Source organism: Corynebacterium hindlerae (assembly GCF_014117265.1).
GTDB classification, from domain to species: domain Bacteria; phylum Actinomycetota; class Actinomycetes; order Mycobacteriales; family Mycobacteriaceae; genus Corynebacterium; species Corynebacterium hindlerae.
Window position 1 is genome coordinate 2274530 of the sequence record NZ_CP059833.1, and the last position, 16732, is coordinate 2291261.

Annotated in this window: 11 protein-coding genes and 2 pseudogenes; 8 read left to right on the top strand and 5 right to left on the bottom strand. The window is 56.4% G+C overall.

Annotated features, from left to right (window positions below; all coding sequences use genetic code 11):
- The first annotated feature begins 18 nt into the window (after positions 1–18).
- Together HW450_RS11025 and HW450_RS11030 are read left to right on the top strand one after the other, a co-directional pair.
- A complete protein-coding gene (locus tag HW450_RS11025; protein ID WP_182385663.1) occupies positions 19–1617 on the top strand; it encodes an APC family permease in 1599 nt (532 codons plus the stop codon).
- Positions 1618–1624: 7 nt separating this feature from the next.
- Positions 1625–2998: an NAD-dependent succinate-semialdehyde dehydrogenase gene (locus tag HW450_RS11030; protein WP_182385664.1), complete on the top strand. Its 1374-nt coding sequence runs from the start codon at positions 1625–1627 to the stop codon at positions 2996–2998.
- 144 nt (positions 2999–3142) lie between these two features.
- On the opposite strand, the gene HW450_RS11035 is transcribed toward HW450_RS11030, so the two are convergent.
- The 3 genes from HW450_RS11035 to gabT are packed head-to-tail and all read right to left on the bottom strand — an operon-like array spanning position 3143 to position 7144.
- Positions 3143–4363, bottom strand: a complete 1221-nt coding sequence (locus HW450_RS11035; RefSeq protein ID WP_182385665.1) for an aromatic amino acid transport family protein — start codon at positions 4361–4363, stop codon at positions 3143–3145.
- Between the two features lie 33 nt (positions 4364–4396).
- On the bottom strand, positions 4397–5830 hold the full coding sequence (locus HW450_RS11040) for an NAD-dependent succinate-semialdehyde dehydrogenase (RefSeq protein ID WP_182385666.1): 1434 nt from the start codon (positions 5828–5830) through the stop codon (positions 4397–4399).
- Complete coding sequence (gene gabT / locus HW450_RS11045; protein ID WP_182385667.1) at positions 5831–7144, bottom strand: 4-aminobutyrate--2-oxoglutarate transaminase; 1314 nt, start codon at positions 7142–7144, stop codon at positions 5831–5833.
- Positions 7145–7258: 114 nt separating this feature from the next.
- On the opposite strand from gabT, the gene HW450_RS11050 reads away from it, so the two are divergent.
- A complete protein-coding gene (locus HW450_RS11050; protein ID WP_182385668.1) occupies positions 7259–8707 on the top strand; it encodes a helix-turn-helix domain-containing protein in 1449 nt (482 codons plus the stop codon).
- Between the two features lie 10 nt (positions 8708–8717).
- Here the strand turns inward: HW450_RS11050 and HW450_RS11055 are convergent, their stop codons facing one another.
- Both HW450_RS11055 and HW450_RS11060 read right to left on the bottom strand, forming a co-directional pair.
- On the bottom strand, positions 8718–10013 hold the full coding sequence (locus HW450_RS11055; RefSeq protein WP_182385669.1) for a hypothetical protein: 1296 nt from the start codon (positions 10011–10013) through the stop codon (positions 8718–8720).
- Positions 10014–10111: 98 nt separating this feature from the next.
- The gene (locus tag HW450_RS11060) at positions 10112–10555 is read right to left on the bottom strand and encodes an Lrp/AsnC family transcriptional regulator (RefSeq protein WP_182385670.1); all 444 of its coding nucleotides are present in this window, start codon (positions 10553–10555) and stop codon (positions 10112–10114) included.
- Positions 10556–10699: 144 nt separating this feature from the next.
- Between HW450_RS11060 and HW450_RS11065 the strand changes: the two genes are divergently transcribed.
- The 5 genes and pseudogenes from HW450_RS11065 (at position 10700) to HW450_RS11085 (ending at position 16627) form a co-directional block, all read left to right on the top strand.
- Complete coding sequence (locus HW450_RS11065) at positions 10700–11929, top strand: NAD(P)/FAD-dependent oxidoreductase (protein ID WP_182385671.1); 1230 nt, start codon at positions 10700–10702, stop codon at positions 11927–11929.
- A gap of 268 nt (positions 11930–12197) precedes the next feature.
- Positions 12198–14021: pseudogene (locus tag HW450_RS11070) on the top strand (pyruvate formate lyase family protein); the annotation flags it as partial.
- Between the two features lie 3 nt (positions 14022–14024).
- Positions 14025–14558 (top strand): annotated as a pseudogene (gene grcA2 / locus HW450_RS13185) (autonomous glycyl radical cofactor GrcA2).
- Positions 14559–14635: 77 nt separating this feature from the next.
- Positions 14636–15541, top strand: a complete 906-nt coding sequence (gene pflA / locus HW450_RS11080) for a pyruvate formate-lyase-activating protein (RefSeq protein WP_182385674.1) — start codon at positions 14636–14638, stop codon at positions 15539–15541.
- Positions 15542–15766: 225 nt separating this feature from the next.
- The gene (locus HW450_RS11085; protein WP_182385675.1) at positions 15767–16627 is read left to right on the top strand and encodes a hypothetical protein; all 861 of its coding nucleotides are present in this window, start codon (positions 15767–15769) and stop codon (positions 16625–16627) included.
- Positions 16628–16732: the final 105 nt, after the last annotated feature.

Sequence of the window (16732 nt, forward strand, 5' to 3'; positions counted from 1 at the left end):
CTAGGAGGTGAGCTCACCATGAGTGATACCATGTCGCCGCACCAAGAAAGCACGACATTTTCAAAAGGCCTGCAAGCCGGCAGCGTTGGTTTGATCGGCGCTGTTGTAATCGGCATTAGCTGCATTGCACCTACATACACCCTTACCTCTGGCCTTGGTCCCACGATCTCCGCCGTCGGTGAGCATGTCCCAGCAATTCTCATCCTTGGTTTCATACCCATGCTTTTGGTTGCGTTTGCCTACCGCGAACTCAATCAGGCCGTACCAGACTCTGGTACCAGCTTTACTTGGGCTACCAAAGCCTTCGGACCGTACGTTGGCTGGATGGGAGGTTGGGGTCTTATCACCGCCACTATCCTCGTTATCTCCAACCTGGCAGCGGTAGCGGTTGATTTCTTCTACCTGCTACTGGCGCAAGTGCTGCGAAACCCGGAAATAGCAGAGTGGACCAATAATCTAGCCATTAATATTCCCACTACTGTAGTATTTTTGGCTATCGCTTGCTGGATCTCCTACCGTGGGATGGATTCCACAAAGAACCTGCAATATGTGCTTGTCACACTTCAAATGCTTGCCGTTGTAGTGTTCGATGTCATTGCCCTCCGCAAGGCGTATACAGGAGGTGGATTCGACTTCACTCCTTTCCAAGGGAGCTGGTTCAACCCGTTGAGCATCGATAGTTTTTCTATGATGGCAGCTGGTATTTCACTTTCTATCTTCATGTTCTGGGGGTGGGACGTCACGCTGACAATGAATGAAGAAACAAAAGACCCAGAGCGTACCCCGGGGCGCGCAGCTACGCTGACAGTGTTAATCATCATTTCCCTGTACGTGCTCACTGCTGTTGCGATAGTGAGCTGGGCGGGAACCGGAACCACCGGGCTTGGAGCAGGGAACCCAGAAAACCAAGAGTCTATCTTCGCTGCTCTGTCATATCCGGTACTAGGCCCATTCGCATTCTTAATCTACTTTGCAGTGCTAGCCAGTTCGTTCGCATCTCTACAGTCGACAATGGTTGGGCCAGCCCGTACGCTGCTGGCCATGGGGCACTACCGGGCGCTACCACCAATGTTTGCAAAAATCTCTCCCCGATACCTAACGCCTAGCGTGGCGACAGTAGCGTCGGCAATAGCTGCAGGAGTCTTTTACATAATCACTCGGCTGGTCTCGGAAAATGCGTTGTGGGACACAATCACGGCTCTGGGCCTGATGATTTGTTTCTACTACGGGATCACCGCAGTGGCTTGTATCTGGTACTTCCGGGACGACTTGATATCAAACACCCGGAACATTGTATTCAGACTGGTGTTTCCAGCCCTTGGCGGAGGCTTCCTACTACTGATGTTCGGTGTTACAGCCGTGGATTCACTCGATCCAAGTTATGGCTCCGGTTCATCAATCCTGGGCGTCGGTGCTGTGTTCGTGCTTGGCATGGGAATTCTCGGGCTCGGGGTAGCCCTAATGTTGTTCACACGAATCACACACCCGGCATTTTTCCGGGGAGAGACTCTCGTGAGGAATACCTCCGCGCACGATTCACAGACCCCATTAACGGAACTAGAGCCAACTAAAGATCGAGTTGGCTCCTCACATGATCTTCCACTATCTACTGAATAGGAGAAAAATGTCTACCACCTATCGTGTTCAAGATCCGTCCACTAACGAGATCGTCGAAAGCTTTGAACAAGCTACCGATGCTCAGGTCAAACAAGCTGTGGCCAATGCCACTGAGGCATACGGAAGCTGGGCTGATAAGTCCTTTGGTGAGCGAGGATCTGCCCTTAATCGCTTGGCCCAGTTGCTGCGCGACAACAAAGAAGAATTGGCTAAGATCTCGTGCATCGAAATGGGAAAGCCGTTGGAAGAGATGATCGAGGAGATTGAATTCTCCGCTGACATCATCAATTACTATGCGGATAACGGTGAGGATTTTGCTGCAGATCAGCCGATCGAATCACCGAATTCAGCCGCTTACATCCGGAAGCTTCCCATCGGACCACTCCTGGGTATCATGCCGTGGAATTTCCCCTACTACCAGGTGGCTCGCTTCATTGGTCCGAACCTCATGCTTGGCAACACCGTGATCCTTAAGCACGCTGAGATTTGCCCGCAAAGTGCGCTGCGCATTGAAAAACTGGTAAAAGAAGCGGGGATCCCTGAGGGGGTTTACACGAACCTTTTCGCCTCTCACGAGCAGATTTCTGACATCATCGCTGACTCGCGCATCAGGGGAGTGTCCTTGACCGGCTCCGAACGAGCCGGCTCTGCGGTGGCTGCCCAAGCAGGCAAGTATTTGAAAAAAGTAGTTTTGGAATTGGGTGGAACCGATCCGTACATCGTCCTTGACACCAAAGACGTTAAAGAAGCAGCGAAGCTTGCCTGGGACACACGCATGGTGAACACGGGCCAGGCCTGCAACTCCAACAAGCGGATCATCGTTATGAATGATATCTACGATGAGTTTGTTTCGGAACTCGTCGCGCTGGCAGAAAATATGACGCCAACTACCTGGGATGCTTTCGAAGAAGGAACATACTGCCCGCTGTCCTCGCGACAAGCAGCAGAGACTCTTCGTAATCAACTCGAAGAGGCAGTCTCCGCCGGAGCGACACTTCGCGTGGGTGGTGAACTTTCTGAAGCTGGTGCTTATGTTTCACCAGCTGTGATCACAGATATTCCACGTGGTTCTGAGCCGTTCTACACAGAGTTCTTCGGTCCGGTAGCCGCGGTGTTCAAAGCTACCTCCGAAGAGGAGGCCCTGGAGATCGCTAATGATTCCCGCTACGGGCTTGGTGGGGCAGTCTTTTCTCAGGACGAAGCTCGCGCTAAGGCAGTTGCTTCAAAGCTCGAGGTAGGAATGGCTAACGTGAACACCCCTGCCGGAGAAGGCACAGAGTTGCCATTCGGTGGTGTAAAGAATTCCGGCTACGGTCGTGAGCTTGGACCTCTGGGAATGGATGAGTTTGTGAACAAACAGTTGTACTATGTCGCAAAATAAACAGTAGGTGAAATTACTAAGCCCTTAGTGGGGGGCGGCGAAGTAAAACAGCCTGGAGCTATTTGCTCCAGGCTGTTTCTTTAGTACAAGGTGTTTCTAATATCCGCAGCTAGCTACGAATACGGACAACGAACTTACGGCTCCTTATTGCCATCCAGCAGGTACGATCCCGAGGATGGTCCCCACTGAGTAGAGGCCAGCGAGTCCGTAGACGAGGATGATCGTCCATTGGATCAAGGGATGGGAGCTCCAACCGACCGTCCAAGCGGGATCCCTGTTTCCGCGAACGCGAGAAGCATTGAGTAGCAGGACTGGAACGATTGACATGATTACTCCCGCGAGTCCACCTGCGTAACTCAGTGCAGAAACAAAACCACCGAATCCTGCTAAAGAGATAAACAGGGGGATCAAAACAGTAATGAGTACTGCGATCGCGCGTTGCTTACCGTGCTGGGGCCAATGCGCTATATCGATGACGTTGCGCATGGTGGTGTACCCGATAGCCATGAAGGAGGTAAACATAGCTAGCAGGGCGAAGACGTTAGCCATGTAGTACGCAGACCGGCCGAGTTCTTCTCCCCACGAGAGGGTGACAACTTCGGAAACTGAGTGGCCGAGTAGACCAAGAGCTGCAAACGGGACTAGCGAGAGCATGAACCCGGTGACAACCATCCCAGCAATAATTGCTTTGGAAATCTGTGCCGAATGCTGCTTTTCCATTCCTCGTGCGAGTTCAGGCACCACGTACTGTGCCATGAAGGTAAATACAGCGAGGTTCATGATCGGGATGATGAAGTATGGGTTGAACACCCATACGTTGCTGAGGCTGATACCCGGGCCGATAAAAGTCCAGCCACACAGGATAAAGATGATCAAGGCCATGGCTGTAGTGATCAGGAGTTCTGAAACTCCTGTCGCCTCAAGCCCTTTGTACATGATGATTGAACCGATGAGGAAGAACACCAACGTTCCTGCTATCGGGGGAATGCCGATCAGGTTGTTCAAGAGCTCACCGGAACCGGCGGCGTAAGCGATCAGGGCGCCGGTGCCGTTCACCATGATGGCGACGAACACAGCCCACCGACCCCAATTGCCTAAGTACTGTTCAGCCAGGCCTGACAGCTGCATAGGGCGTTTGGTTCGCAGAGAGACCTCGGCGACGTACAGCATGGAGATCGTCGTCAAAGTTCCAGCAATAAATAGAGCGAGGAACAGTGCCAGGAATCCGCCGTTTCGTCCCGCATAGGGGAGACTCAAAATTCCGGCCCCGATGTTAGTGCCGAAGATCAGCGCAACGCCTTGCAACGGGCTGATGTGGCTTTCCTTGTAGTCTTCACGAGGGGAGACCGTAGTGGTAGTGGACATTTTTCAGTTCTTTCAATGAGTAAATCGAGCGACCTAGAGGGCGACATATCTGACATCGAGGTACTCCTCGATGCCTTCAGTGCCTCCTTCACGGCCAAAACCGGACTGCTTGATTCCGCCGAATGGGGCTGCCGGATCAGAAATCGCGCCACGGTTGATGCCGACCATCCCAGCGTTCAATTCTGTTGCGAACCTGCGGCACGTGTGAATGTTTTCGCTAAAGCCGTAGGCTGCCAAGCCAAAATCGGTGTCATTGGCCAGCGCGATCGCTTCATCGAGAGACGAAAATGAGGTGACTGTTGCGACAGGGCCGAAGATTTCTTCCTTAATGATGCGTGCATCGGAGGGAACGTTGGATAGTACAGTGGCGGGATAGAAGAATCCCTTGCCGGCGGGAACTTCACCGCCGCAGTGGACAGTGGCGCCTGCGGCTCGTGCTTCGTCGACAAGCGCGGCAATGCCATCGCGTTGCTTCGCGGTGATCAGGGCTCCGAGGGTAACGCCGTCGTTAAGCCCCGGGCCCATGGTCACAGCAGACATCGCGCCGACCAGGCGGGAAGTGAATTCCTCGACAATATCCTCGTGAACCAGGAACCTGTTAGCGGCGATGCACGCCTCGCCACCGTTTCGCATTTTTGCCTGCATGGCGCAGGTCAGTACGAGGTCGAGATCAGCGTCGTGGTTAACCACGAAGGGGGCATTTCCGCCCAGTTCCATGGAGGTACGCAGTAGGTTGTCGGCAGACTGCTTAACCAACACCTTGCCTACACCGGTAGAGCCGGTGAAAGTGATCTTCCGTAGGCGACCGTCCTGCATGAGGGTTGTCGACATCCCCGCGGCATCGGTCGTGGGAAGGATCTGCACTAGATCACGCGGAGCCCCGAACGATTCCAGGATGTCAGCGATGATCTTGCCCACCAATAGCATGGTCAACGGAGTTTCCTGAGCAGGCTTGACCAGCACTGGGCATCCTGCTGCCATAGCAGGAGCAATCTTTCGGGTCGCCATCGCAAGGGGAAAATTCCACGGTGTGATCGCCAACACCGGCCCTACCGGGGTGCGGGTTACTAAGATATCGCCGTTGCCGGCTGGCGCGTGGGCCAGCCGACCCGGCACCCGAACGGCTTCCTCCGCGAACCAACGGAAGTACTCCGCACCGTAAGTGACCTCACCAAAAGATTCAACCAGTGGCTTGCCCATTTCAATGGTCATTGTCCGGGCAAAATCGTCAGCGCGTCGGGTGATTTCCTCAAAAACCGCCTGCATGATCTCCGAACGGGTACGAGGAGCGAACTGCGCCCAGGAGGCTTGCGCTGCTACGGCTTTGCCCAGGGCCTCCAACCAAACGGTTGCATCTGTGTCGTTGACTGTCGCGATCGCGTCCTCCGTAGCGGGATCGACCACTTCGAAGGACTTGTCACCGGTCCCAGTCGGGATATCTTGCGGGAGTCTTTGATCGAGCAGCATTTAGTTGGCCTCCTTCTTGATTGCATCGGAAAGGATGGTCAGCCCCTCGGTGAGCAGGGACTCAGGAATGGTGAGGGCGGGCAGAAGACGGATTACGTTGCCGTCCATACCGCAGGTAAGGATGAGAATGCCTTGGGCTTTGCACGATGCGGCGACCGCCGCGGTCGCAGAAGCACTTTCTAGCTCGATCGCCATCATTGCGCCACGGCCACGCACTTCACGTACGCCAGCCAGTGCAGTGAGAGGCTCAAGGTGCTCGCGGACGATGGCTTCGATTTCTAGTGCGCGCTCCTTAAGCTTCAAAGTTTTCATCTCTTCGATGGCAGCCAGGGCGGCGGCACATGCCACGGGGTTGCCACCGTAAGTGCCACCGAGCGCGCCAGCGATGGGGGCGTCCATCATTTCCGCGCGACCGGTCACACCAGAAAGCGGCATGCCGCCTGCGATGCCCTTAGCCGTGGTAACGATGTCTGGAACGACGCCTTCGTGGTCCACGGAGAACCATTCGCCCGTGCGACAGAAACCAGCCTGAATCTCATCGGCAACGAAGACGACATTATTGTCGCGACACCACTGGGCGATAGCAGGCAGGAAGCCGTCAGCAGGAACGATGAAACCACCCTCGCCCTGGATCGGTTCGATCACGACGCATGCTAGGTTCTCTGCTCCGATCTGCTGCTCGATCATCGTGATCGAACGGTGCGCAGCTTCCTCGCCGGAGAGCCCGTCGCGAAGCGGGTAGGATCCCGGCACCCGGTACACATCGGAAGCGAATGGGCCGAACTTGGTTTTGTAGGGCTTGTTCTTGGCCGTCATCGCTAGCGTCAAGTTGGTACGGCCGTGGTAGCCACGGTCGAACACTGCAACACCATTTTTTCCAGTGTAGGAACGGGCGACCTTTACCGCGTTTTCGACGGCCTCGGCGCCCGAGTTGAACAGGGCTGACTTCTTCTCGTGGTCACCAGGGGTCAGTTCGTTGAGCTTTTCGCACACTGCCACGTAGGACTCGTAGGGGGAGACCATGAACGACGTGTGAGTGAAGGCTGCGGCAGCCTCAGCAACAGCCTTAACGACGCGCGGGTTGGACGCGCCCACGGACGTTACCGCGATCCCGGAGGCGAAATCGATAAAGGAGTTGCCGTCAGCATCGACGAGCACACCGCCGTCTGCGGCAACGACGTACCCTGGCAATCCTGGGGACAAGGCGCGGGCGACGGAAGCGCGACGGCGCTCGTCCAGAGCTGAACTCTTGGTCCCCATCCCGTCGGTGACGAGTTGACGTTGCTGCGGGAGATGGTAGGTCAGGTCCTTCATGGGAACTCCTTATGTGTAGGGAAAAGTGCTGCGCGTCAGCATAACTACACAGATGTGTCCTAGGCCATGTACACTATGGCGAATGTGTGTTTCCTAGTTGTACATAGAGGATAAATGCTGACATTTTCCTGGCTCGCGAACAACCGAAGTCTTGCGCTAATTGAACACATAGCCCCAGCTGCACAGGGATTCTCGGTAGTGCAACCTTCGGAGTTGGAGAACGCGGAGGAATTCATTCAAGCGGATTCTTTGGTGCTCACCCTAGGAATCGCTTTCCGTGAGCGGCCGGAGGAGCTTGGCCATTACATCGACCACCTCGTTGATGCAGGTGCGGTGGCGATTGGCTTTGGCACTGGTGTGCCCTTTGCTACGGTGCCCGAAATTGTTATGGACACAGCACGTCGACGAGGTATCGGTCTATATGAGGTCCCTCAGCATATTCCTTTTATTTCGATCGTCACAGCGGCTCATCAGGAGAGGCAGCGGCTCGCGCATCTTGAGCAGCAGAAGCTCATGGATGCACAACAACGACTCACGGCCTCTGCCACAACAGGCTCTCTTGACTCCCTTCTCAAGGAAGCTGCGGAGCTCCTTCAGGCGCGCGTGAGCATTGTTGGTAGTGCCGGTTCGCTGGCTGGAAGTGCTAGTGCTTTGTCATCGCCTGCCAGTGAAAAACTGCATTATTCTTCCTACAAGATGCCGGCTCGCTCGGGAAGACATCATGTATTGGAGATTCGTTCGGCCTCTCGGTTAACCAGCGCGCAGCGTACTCTCGTCCGTCATTGTGCTGGCCTTGCAGACGTTCTGCTAGCACGCCCGCATGAACTCCGAGCAGCCCGCAACGAATTGAATTCCTTTGCACTCGCAGTGCGGTTAGGGCTGACCAAGGAAGGTGAACTTCTACCCAGTGCATTTGACTCGCCTACGGATGATAAAGGACTGACCAGGCCGATTGTTTTGGTGGCGGATAATTCTTCGGGTCTTCGCCTCGCTCTTTCCTCGCTGGACCACAGCGCAGAGGAAGTAGGAAGGTTCTTGTTTTCGGTACTGTTGCCGGACCACGCAGCATTGGTCCTTGCTCTCCCAAATCAACCAGTGGAGGAGATCCTTACAGAGCTAGGGTCGGCAGCCAGGCGTGTTCGCGTAGCAATCGGTCGACCAGTGGCGCACCCAGATGAAACTTATGTCGCAGCTTTGCGTTCCCGGGCAGAGCTCCTCGCTTTAGGAGAACACGCACTTCCTGACTCTATTCAGCTTCCCTGGCTTCATGAGCCCACAGTGGTTCAGGCTCTTATCGCTCGTAAACAGGAGCTTTTCGGCCGCCTGGAACTCGAAGATAAGCACTCCGGTACGTCCTATGCCCGCACCTTGACTGTGTATCTCAAGGAGGGAGGCAAGCTTGAGGACACAGCGCAGGCCTTAGGTATCCATCGGCATACTGTTAGGAATCGGATCGCAAAGATTCAGCAGATCTGCCAGATCGATCTTTCCGAGCCCGGCACGTTTGCGGAGGCCTACTTTTCTAGTGCGGTAGACGATCCCGGCGCTACCGCCCGTCGGTAAGCGGTGCTTGCTAGTCCAGTACTTCTACCTGGTAGTCGGCCTGGAAGTTGTCTACTCGTGGTTTGCCCCAGGGCAGGCTCGCATCGGTTTGGTAACGCATTGAAATAGTGTTGATGTGCAAGCGGATCCGTTTGCCTTCGTAGAGGCGCCAGGGCGCGGTGGTATCCAGAACGCCGTAAGGTGTGAAATCTTTTCTTGCCAGCCCAATGGAATCGACTGTGTTGGTCACTGGGCGGTCTGGGCCTGCTTTCATCGCGGTCGCTGGCTGAGGCGTGTCCAGGACAAGCATGAAGTACTCGTTGTCAGGGCCTTCGCCATTGGGGACGCCGAGGTGGTTTGTAACTTCCAGTGCCCGTTTTAGAACTACGGTTCCTTCGAATGATTGGTCGTATACAGTGTTCAGCTCAACTGCCCCTGCTGGCCGCAGCACCACGGAGGCGTTGTTGCCGCCGGTGCAGACGGTTTCGGCGTCGGTTCCGCTGCAGTTCATGGTGTAATTCTGGTTCGTGACTGGGCTGGTTGCTGTTACCTCGAACGAACCGGTTTTACCGGCAGCTGCGGTCGCTACTGCTCTGGCGAATTCGCATGAGGTGGCGTCGGTTCCGGTGAATACTGCGGTGTCTGCGTACACCCCGCATTTGTGCGCAATTGTCTCGGTGGCTTCGCCTTTCGGCGCCGCAGGTTTACTGGCGCCCAGTTGGTTCAATGGGCCAAGGTCGGTACTCGGGGTCCATTCCACTTCCCGATATCCGCCGCTATACAGATTCGTAGCCGGGACGGTGGCTTTGCCATTGCCAGGAACCAACTGGTGATCCTTGACCACGAACAGCTCAGCTTCCCATTCTCGCTGAATTGATTGTCCTGTGATTTGAAACAGGCCGTTCCCAAGCGGGGAAGTGGCGATGTTCGCGCGTCCGCCACCGGCGGAACCCGCGCCCCAAATCAACACCTCACGAGTATTGAAAAGCTCACCATCTTTGGGCTTGCTGAAAACCGTTACGGGAGCCCAGAAGTCGCGGGCGTCGGCTTTCAGGAGCAGATCGGGTTGATCATCCCCGGTGACCTCGGCGATAGCGTAAGAATAGGTGCCGGTGGGTTCGAAACGGTCGGTTTTGTTGAACTCGTAAGCCCCCGGGTTGTTGAGGACGGTGGTGTAGGCGTCGATAAGCGCTGCGTGCTTCGTCTCCAACGCGGCAGCTTCGGCGGTCACTTCGCCGGCGGTCTCTGGCGCTGGCTTATCGACGCCATTGCCCGAAGAACACCCCACCAATAACAGGCCACATGCAAAGACTGCGATTCGACGCATGACACACTCCATAATCCACTGTTAAATGCTCTCTAAGAGTCTAGGGGAGGAGCTTGCTTCGAGCGCGCTTTGGTTAGTAGGGTGCCCCCAACTGCACGTCAATCGCTGTACGTAAAGATGAAGCTGGTGTTGGTGGAGGCCACTTCTTCCCGCCGACTAATGGTGTCTGAAACAAACGTCGAGAGCGCTGCCGAATCTCTGCAGTTAACGTGCGCCGCGAAATCGTGCGCGCCGGAGAGGAAATACACGCGTTGCACCTCCGGCAGGTCGCGTAAAAAGTCATAAAATCTCCGCAGCGTACTGCGGTAATTGTTGTGCAAACTGATGTGGACCAGGGCCTGGGTGCCCTGCTCGTTCGAGGTTTGGGCAACAAGGGTGGTAAACCCGCGGATAACGCCAGAATCGATGAGTTTCTTCAGTCGTCGGTGTGCAGTAGCGGTGCTGATGTGTGCAGCGGCTGCGACGTCGGCGATGGGCAGCCGGGCGTTGCTCTTCAGAGCATTGATGATCGCTTGGTCTGTGTCATCGATGACATTATCCATGCCTGTTTGGCCTCCCTTCTGAGCGGATCCTCTCATTTTTGCAGGTCATCGTGAGAGTTTTCTGCAACTGATAGTCCGTAGTCTAGCTACGAATCTACAATGAGGTGACAATCGAGAATGTGAGCAAGAGCACAAGGAGGAGATGTGAGTACGGCACTGGTTGTTGGTGCAGGAATGACGGGATTGGCCACCGCCTGGCATCTGCAAAACTACGGCTACGAGGTCAAGGTTGTGGATCGCATTGGCGTGGCAGGTGGCGCGTCATGGGGTAATGCCGGTTGGCTCGCGCCGGGAAAAACGATCCCGCTTGCGAACACGGGCCTATGGTCTTACGGGCTCACCGCGCTGCTGGATCCGGATGCTGCACTGTCCGTACCCAAGCGCGTTGATCCGAAGCTGTGGTCCTTTGTCGCGCGCTTCATGTCGCATGCTACGCAACGCAAATGGGACACCACGATGGCTGCGTTGACCGAGGTGGACCTGCTTGCCCTCGAGGCCTTTGATGAACTTGCTGAAAACGGCGTCGAGGCGAAGCTAAGCGATGAGGACTTTGTTGTCGCCTTCCGCAAAGAATCCGAGGCCAAGGGGTTCCTGGAGGAAGTCGAGGGTGCGGTGCGCCACGGCCAGGAGATCCCGTTTGAACGGGTCAGCGCTGACCAGGTGTCTTCCTTCGAACCGCTGCTGTCGGAGGAAGCGCAGGTCGTGTACCGGCTGGGCGGCCAACGGTTCATTGAACCTGGCCCGTACTGCGAGGCACTCGCGAAGTCCTTCCTCGGCCGCGGCGGACAGATCGAAACGGGCGTTGAGGTGACCGGGGTGACGTCGACACGCAAACCTGCGGTGCAGCTTGCCGACGGCCAGTGGCGCACCGCGGACGCCGTTGTCCTTGCAAACGGGGCGTGGCTTCCGAAGCTTGCCCGCCCGCTGGGCGTGAAAACAATGGTGCAAGCCGGGCGTGGCTACTCATTCTCTGTCCCAACAGAAAACGAACCGAAACACGCGATCTACCTGCCGCACCTTCGCGTTGCCTGCACTCCATACCAAGGTCGTCTCCGCGTTGCCGGCACCATGGAGTTCCGTGGTCCTGATGAGGCGTTCGAGCCTTCACGTGTGGACGCGATTGAACGCGTCACCGCACCAATGTTTACTGGGGTGAACTGGGAGGATCGTCAGGATGAATGGGTGGGGTCGCGTCCTGTGACCCCGGATGGTCTGCCGCTTATCGGCGCTACCAAGGCCCCAAACGTCTATGTTTGCGGTGGTCATGGCATGTGGGGCATCGTTCTTGGGCCAGTATCAGGAAAGCTGCTGGTACAGCAGATTGCCACCGGGGAGGTCGACCCTGCGATCAAGCCGTTTGATCCGTTGCGGTAGGTTTCTGACACGGCGTCCGCCATCTAGATCGGTTCGAGAGGGCGGGCAGCGATAACAAAAAAGTCTCGTTTTCAATGTTTTGGGACTCAATTTGGTTAATCGATAAAAGGGGATTCGGAAGAATTTAAGTGAGCCTTCTCACTTAGTGGTAGCCGACCTGGGATTTTGTTCAACAAACCTTATGTGATCTATCTCCCTGCCCTTCAAAAGCTGGGGTGAATGTCTCTAGAATGGAGACGAATTTGGCAAGACCTAAGGAGTATAAGGCGTGGCCATCGAATCAGAATCGATCAAGCACACTGAACAGTGGCAAGGATTCACAGAGGGGGAGTGGCAGCGGTCAATCGACGTTCGCGACTTCATCCAAAAGAACTACCAGCCCTACGAAGGCGATAAGGAGTTCCTCTCTGGCCCTACAGACAAAACCCTCGGTCTGTGGGAAGACCTCGAAAAGAACTTCCTCTCGGTGGAACGAGAGAAGCGAGTCTACGACATTGACCTGGAAACCCCAGCGGATATTGACGCATTCGCACCCGGATACATTTCCGAGAACGATGATGTGATCGTCGGTCTGCAGACCGACACTCCGCTCAAGCGCGCAATGATGCCGTTTGGCGGTTGGCGCATGGTGGAAACCGCAATCCAAGAGGCAGGCATGGAAGCCAAGCCTGAGGTCAAGGAGATCTTCTCCCGCTACCGTAAGACTCACAACCAAGGCGTCTTCGACGTCTACACCCCACGCATCCGCGCAGCCCGCTCGTCACACATTATCACCGGCCTGCCAGATGCCTACGGTCGTGGCCGCATCATTGGTGACTACCGTCGCGTGGCCCTCTACGGTGTGGATCGCCTCATCGAAGAAAAGAAGGCCGATAAGAACGCTCGCGCAGACATGCCATTCTCGCAAGACTGGGCACGCGACCAGGAAGAGATCGCAGAGCAGATCCATGCTTTGGAAAAGCTCAAGGCCATGGCTGCTGCCTACGGCTTCGACATTTCCCGTCCCGCTGACACGGCAAAGGAAGCCGTGCAGTGGACCTACTTCGGCTACCTCGGCGCGATCAAGTCGCAGGACGGCGCAGCAATGTCCTTCGGACGTGTGTCTGCCTTCTTCGACATCTACTTCGAGCGTGACTTCAAGCGCGGCATCCTGGACGAACAAGCAGCCCAGGAAATCATCGATGCCCTGGTGATCAAGCTGCGCATCGTCCGTTTCCTTCGTACCGAGGCCTACGACCAGATCTTCTCCGGTGACCCATACTGGGCAACCTGGTCCGATGCTGGCTTCGGCGCTGACGGTCGCACTCTCGTGACAAAGACTTCCTTCCGTCTGCTGCAGACCCTCGTGAACCTGGGCCCAGCACCGGAACCAAACATCACCATTTTCTGGTCGGAGAACCTCCCCGAAGGCTACAAGCGCTTCTGTGCTGAGATCTCCATCAAGACCTCCTCGATTCAGTACGAAGCTGACCGCCAGATTTCTGACCACTGGGGCGACGACGCCGCGATCGCGTGTTGTGTGTCTCCGATGCTCGTCGGTAAGCAAATGCAGTTCTTCGGCGCACGCGTCAACGCCGCGAAGTCGCTGTTGTACGCGATGAACGGTGGCCGTGACGAGATGACGGGTAAGCAGATCGTCACCGGATACGACGCCATTGAGGGCGACGGCCCACTGGACTTTGACCAGGTTTGGGAGAAGTACGAGGATATGCTCAGCTGGGTGGTCGCCACCTACGTTGAGGCCCTCAACATCATCCACTGGAGCCACGACAAGTACGCCTATGAGGCCCTGGAAATGGCGCTCCATGACACCGACATCGTCCGCACCATGGGCTGCGGTATCGCCGGCCTGTCCATCGTGGCTGACTCCCTGTCCGCCATCAAGTACGCCAAGGTGTACCCGGTTCGCGATGAAACCGGCTTGATTGTTGACTACCGCACAGAAGGTGACTTCCCTCGCTACGGCAATGACGACGACCGCGCCGACGAGATCGCTGCCACCGTCGTCCACACCGTGATGAGCAAGATCAAGGAAAACCCGATGTACCGCAATGCGATCCCAACGCAGTCGGTACTGACGATCACCTCGAACGTCGTGTACGGCAAGAACACGGGTAACTTCCCATCGGGCCACCGCGCAGGCACCCCATTCGCCCCAGGCGCAAACCCAGAAAACGGAGCCGATACCCATGGCATGCTGGCTTCGATGCTGTCCGTCGGTAAGCTTGACTACAACGATGCCCTCGACGGAATTTCACTGACCAACACCATCATCCCAAGCTCCCTCGGCCGCAATGAAGACGAGCAGATCACCAACCTCGTCGGCATCCTCGATGCCGGCATGGTGGTCAAGGGCTAACCAGGAAAAGGAGACCAAAAAATGGCTGCAACCTATGAAGAGCGACTCGCCTCGATGAAGGCTCAGCGCGAGAGCAACGGTGGCGTTCAGGGCCTGTACCACGCCAACGTTAACGTTCTCAACCGTGAAACCCTCGAAGACGCAATGGAGAACCCGGAGAAGTACCCACAGCTCACCGTCCGTGTGTCGGGTTACGCCGTGAACTTCGTGCGCCTCACCCGTGAGCAGCAGCTCGACGTGCTGTCCCGCACGTTCCACGACCAGATGTAACACGACTACCGCACAGCGGTAAACGAGCCGGGCGCAAGGGAGACACTCCCGCGCCCGGCTCGTTTTAAGGAAGAACGATGGCAAATCAGCAGCTTGATGCTCGCACATACTTCAGGGTAGGGGAGGGCTCTACCGGCGAGTATGCGCCGCAACCCCTGGAAAATGAGGTCCCCCGCGCCGCCGGAAAAGGTTTAGACGGAATCGCGCGCGCACCTGAGATGACCCACCACGAACACATCATGGCAGTGCGCAGTGGTGACCTCGGGTCCCTGCACTCATGGGAATTGGTCACAGCCATGGACGGGCCAGGAACCCGGATGACAATATTTTTCGCGGGCTGCCCACTGCGCTGCCTGTACTGTCACAACCCGGACACGATGCACGCACACGACGGCACCCCAGCCACAGCGGATGCCGTTCTCGAACGCATCAAGCGCTACCAGACCATCTTCCGCGTCTCCAAGGGCGGTGTGACGTTCTCCGGAGGAGAGCCACTGATGCAGCCAGCCTTCCTGGCTAAGCTGCTCCGCGGTGCAAAGGAAATGGGGATCCACACGGCCATCGACACCTCCGGGTTCCTCGGCCGAAACCTCAGCGACGAGATGCTATCAAACACCGACCTCGTTCTCCTCGATGTCAAGTCTGGCCTACCTGACTACTACGAGCGCACCACCGGCCGGAAACTACAGCCGACCATCGACTTTGGCAAACGCCTGTCCAAAGCCGGGGTGGAGATTTGGGGTCGCTTCGTCCTCGTGCCAGGCCTTACCGACGACCCCCGCAACATCGAAGCCGCCGCAGAAATCATGAAAGGCTGGAGCTCACTATCCCGGGTTGAGGTGCTCCCCTTCCACCAAATGGCGCGCGATAAATGGGAGTCTTTGGGGATGGAATACCAGCTCAAAGACGTCCAGCCACCAAGCAAAGAGGACACCGAACGAGTTCGCGAGATCTTCCGCTCTCATGGGTTGAAAACGCTTTAGGGCTGGGGCCCGCTGCTGGTGGCTGTTTCAGCCAGATGTGTTTCGACCGGGGCTGACTAAGCGTTTAGTGCGCCAATAGCAAGATTTGCCCCATGTTAGGACCGTTCCCTTTGGCGTGACCTGGGGTTTTGCTGTAGCAGAGTATCTAACGTGGGGCGGATTGTGTGAGGCGCCAAGATTTGCCCCGGACTGAAGCCCACCCGCTCCACTACTATGGTGGAAAACGTGATGGTTCGTAACCGTGGTTCGTTGGGTTGTGTGTTGGCCATTGTGGTGCTGGGCGCGTGCCTTGTCCCGGCGATGTTCGGTGCGAAGCTCCTCCTAGGGACGCACCCTGGGGCAATACCCGGATCGCGCACGCAAGAAAAAGAGCTGCTGCCTGTCCTCAAAGACGCCGTCGGCCCGCTTCCGGCCGCGTTTAGCGCTGAGGCAAAACTCATGGTGAACAGTGGGGTGAGTTTCTCGGCGAGGGGGACGGGGACGGTGGAGGATGGCGTCGTCACGCACCGCATGCTTATCGACGCCATCTCCCAGTCGAATCCAGGTTCCGTCCAGGTGCGCCCTTCCACAACTATCGATACGGGGGATGCAAAAGTGGAGATCACCGGCGTTGACACCGCCCGGCTTGACGCCATGGCGGGACTCGCAGGTGAACTTGCTGGACCAGCAAAACAAGTGAAGGTAAGCCTAGATCAACCCCGGCTGTTTGTTCGTGCTGGTTATCGTCTGGTAGAAACCGCTGATGCGAACGGTGGGGAAGCAGGCCCCTGCGAGGCTGCGAGGTCAGAGTTTGTTGCGCAGTTGCCTGAAATTGCGGAACTGCAACGTCAAGGAGTTCCCGTGGAGGCGGACTTCATGCAGTGTAGCGATAACGCTCCGGGCGCTGAGTTCCCTGGATTCGCTCCCGCAGAGCAGGTGAAGGATGTTGACCAGCTGCTACGCGGCTCGCTAGGAAACACCGTGTATTGGGCCAAACTGAGAGACGACGGAAAGGTATATGTTCGCTTCCGCGATGGGCAAGAATCTGCGGAAGCGAACTGGCGGGCCCAGTGGAGGCACGGCGAGGTGAGCGTGTTTAGGGGATGACATCCGCGAGGTAGGGGTATGTGAAATGGGCTGTGTAAATCGCGGAGTACTTCCTCTTAAAATTATTCTGCGGGGGTGGGAAGGAACCCCGGAATGACATAGCTA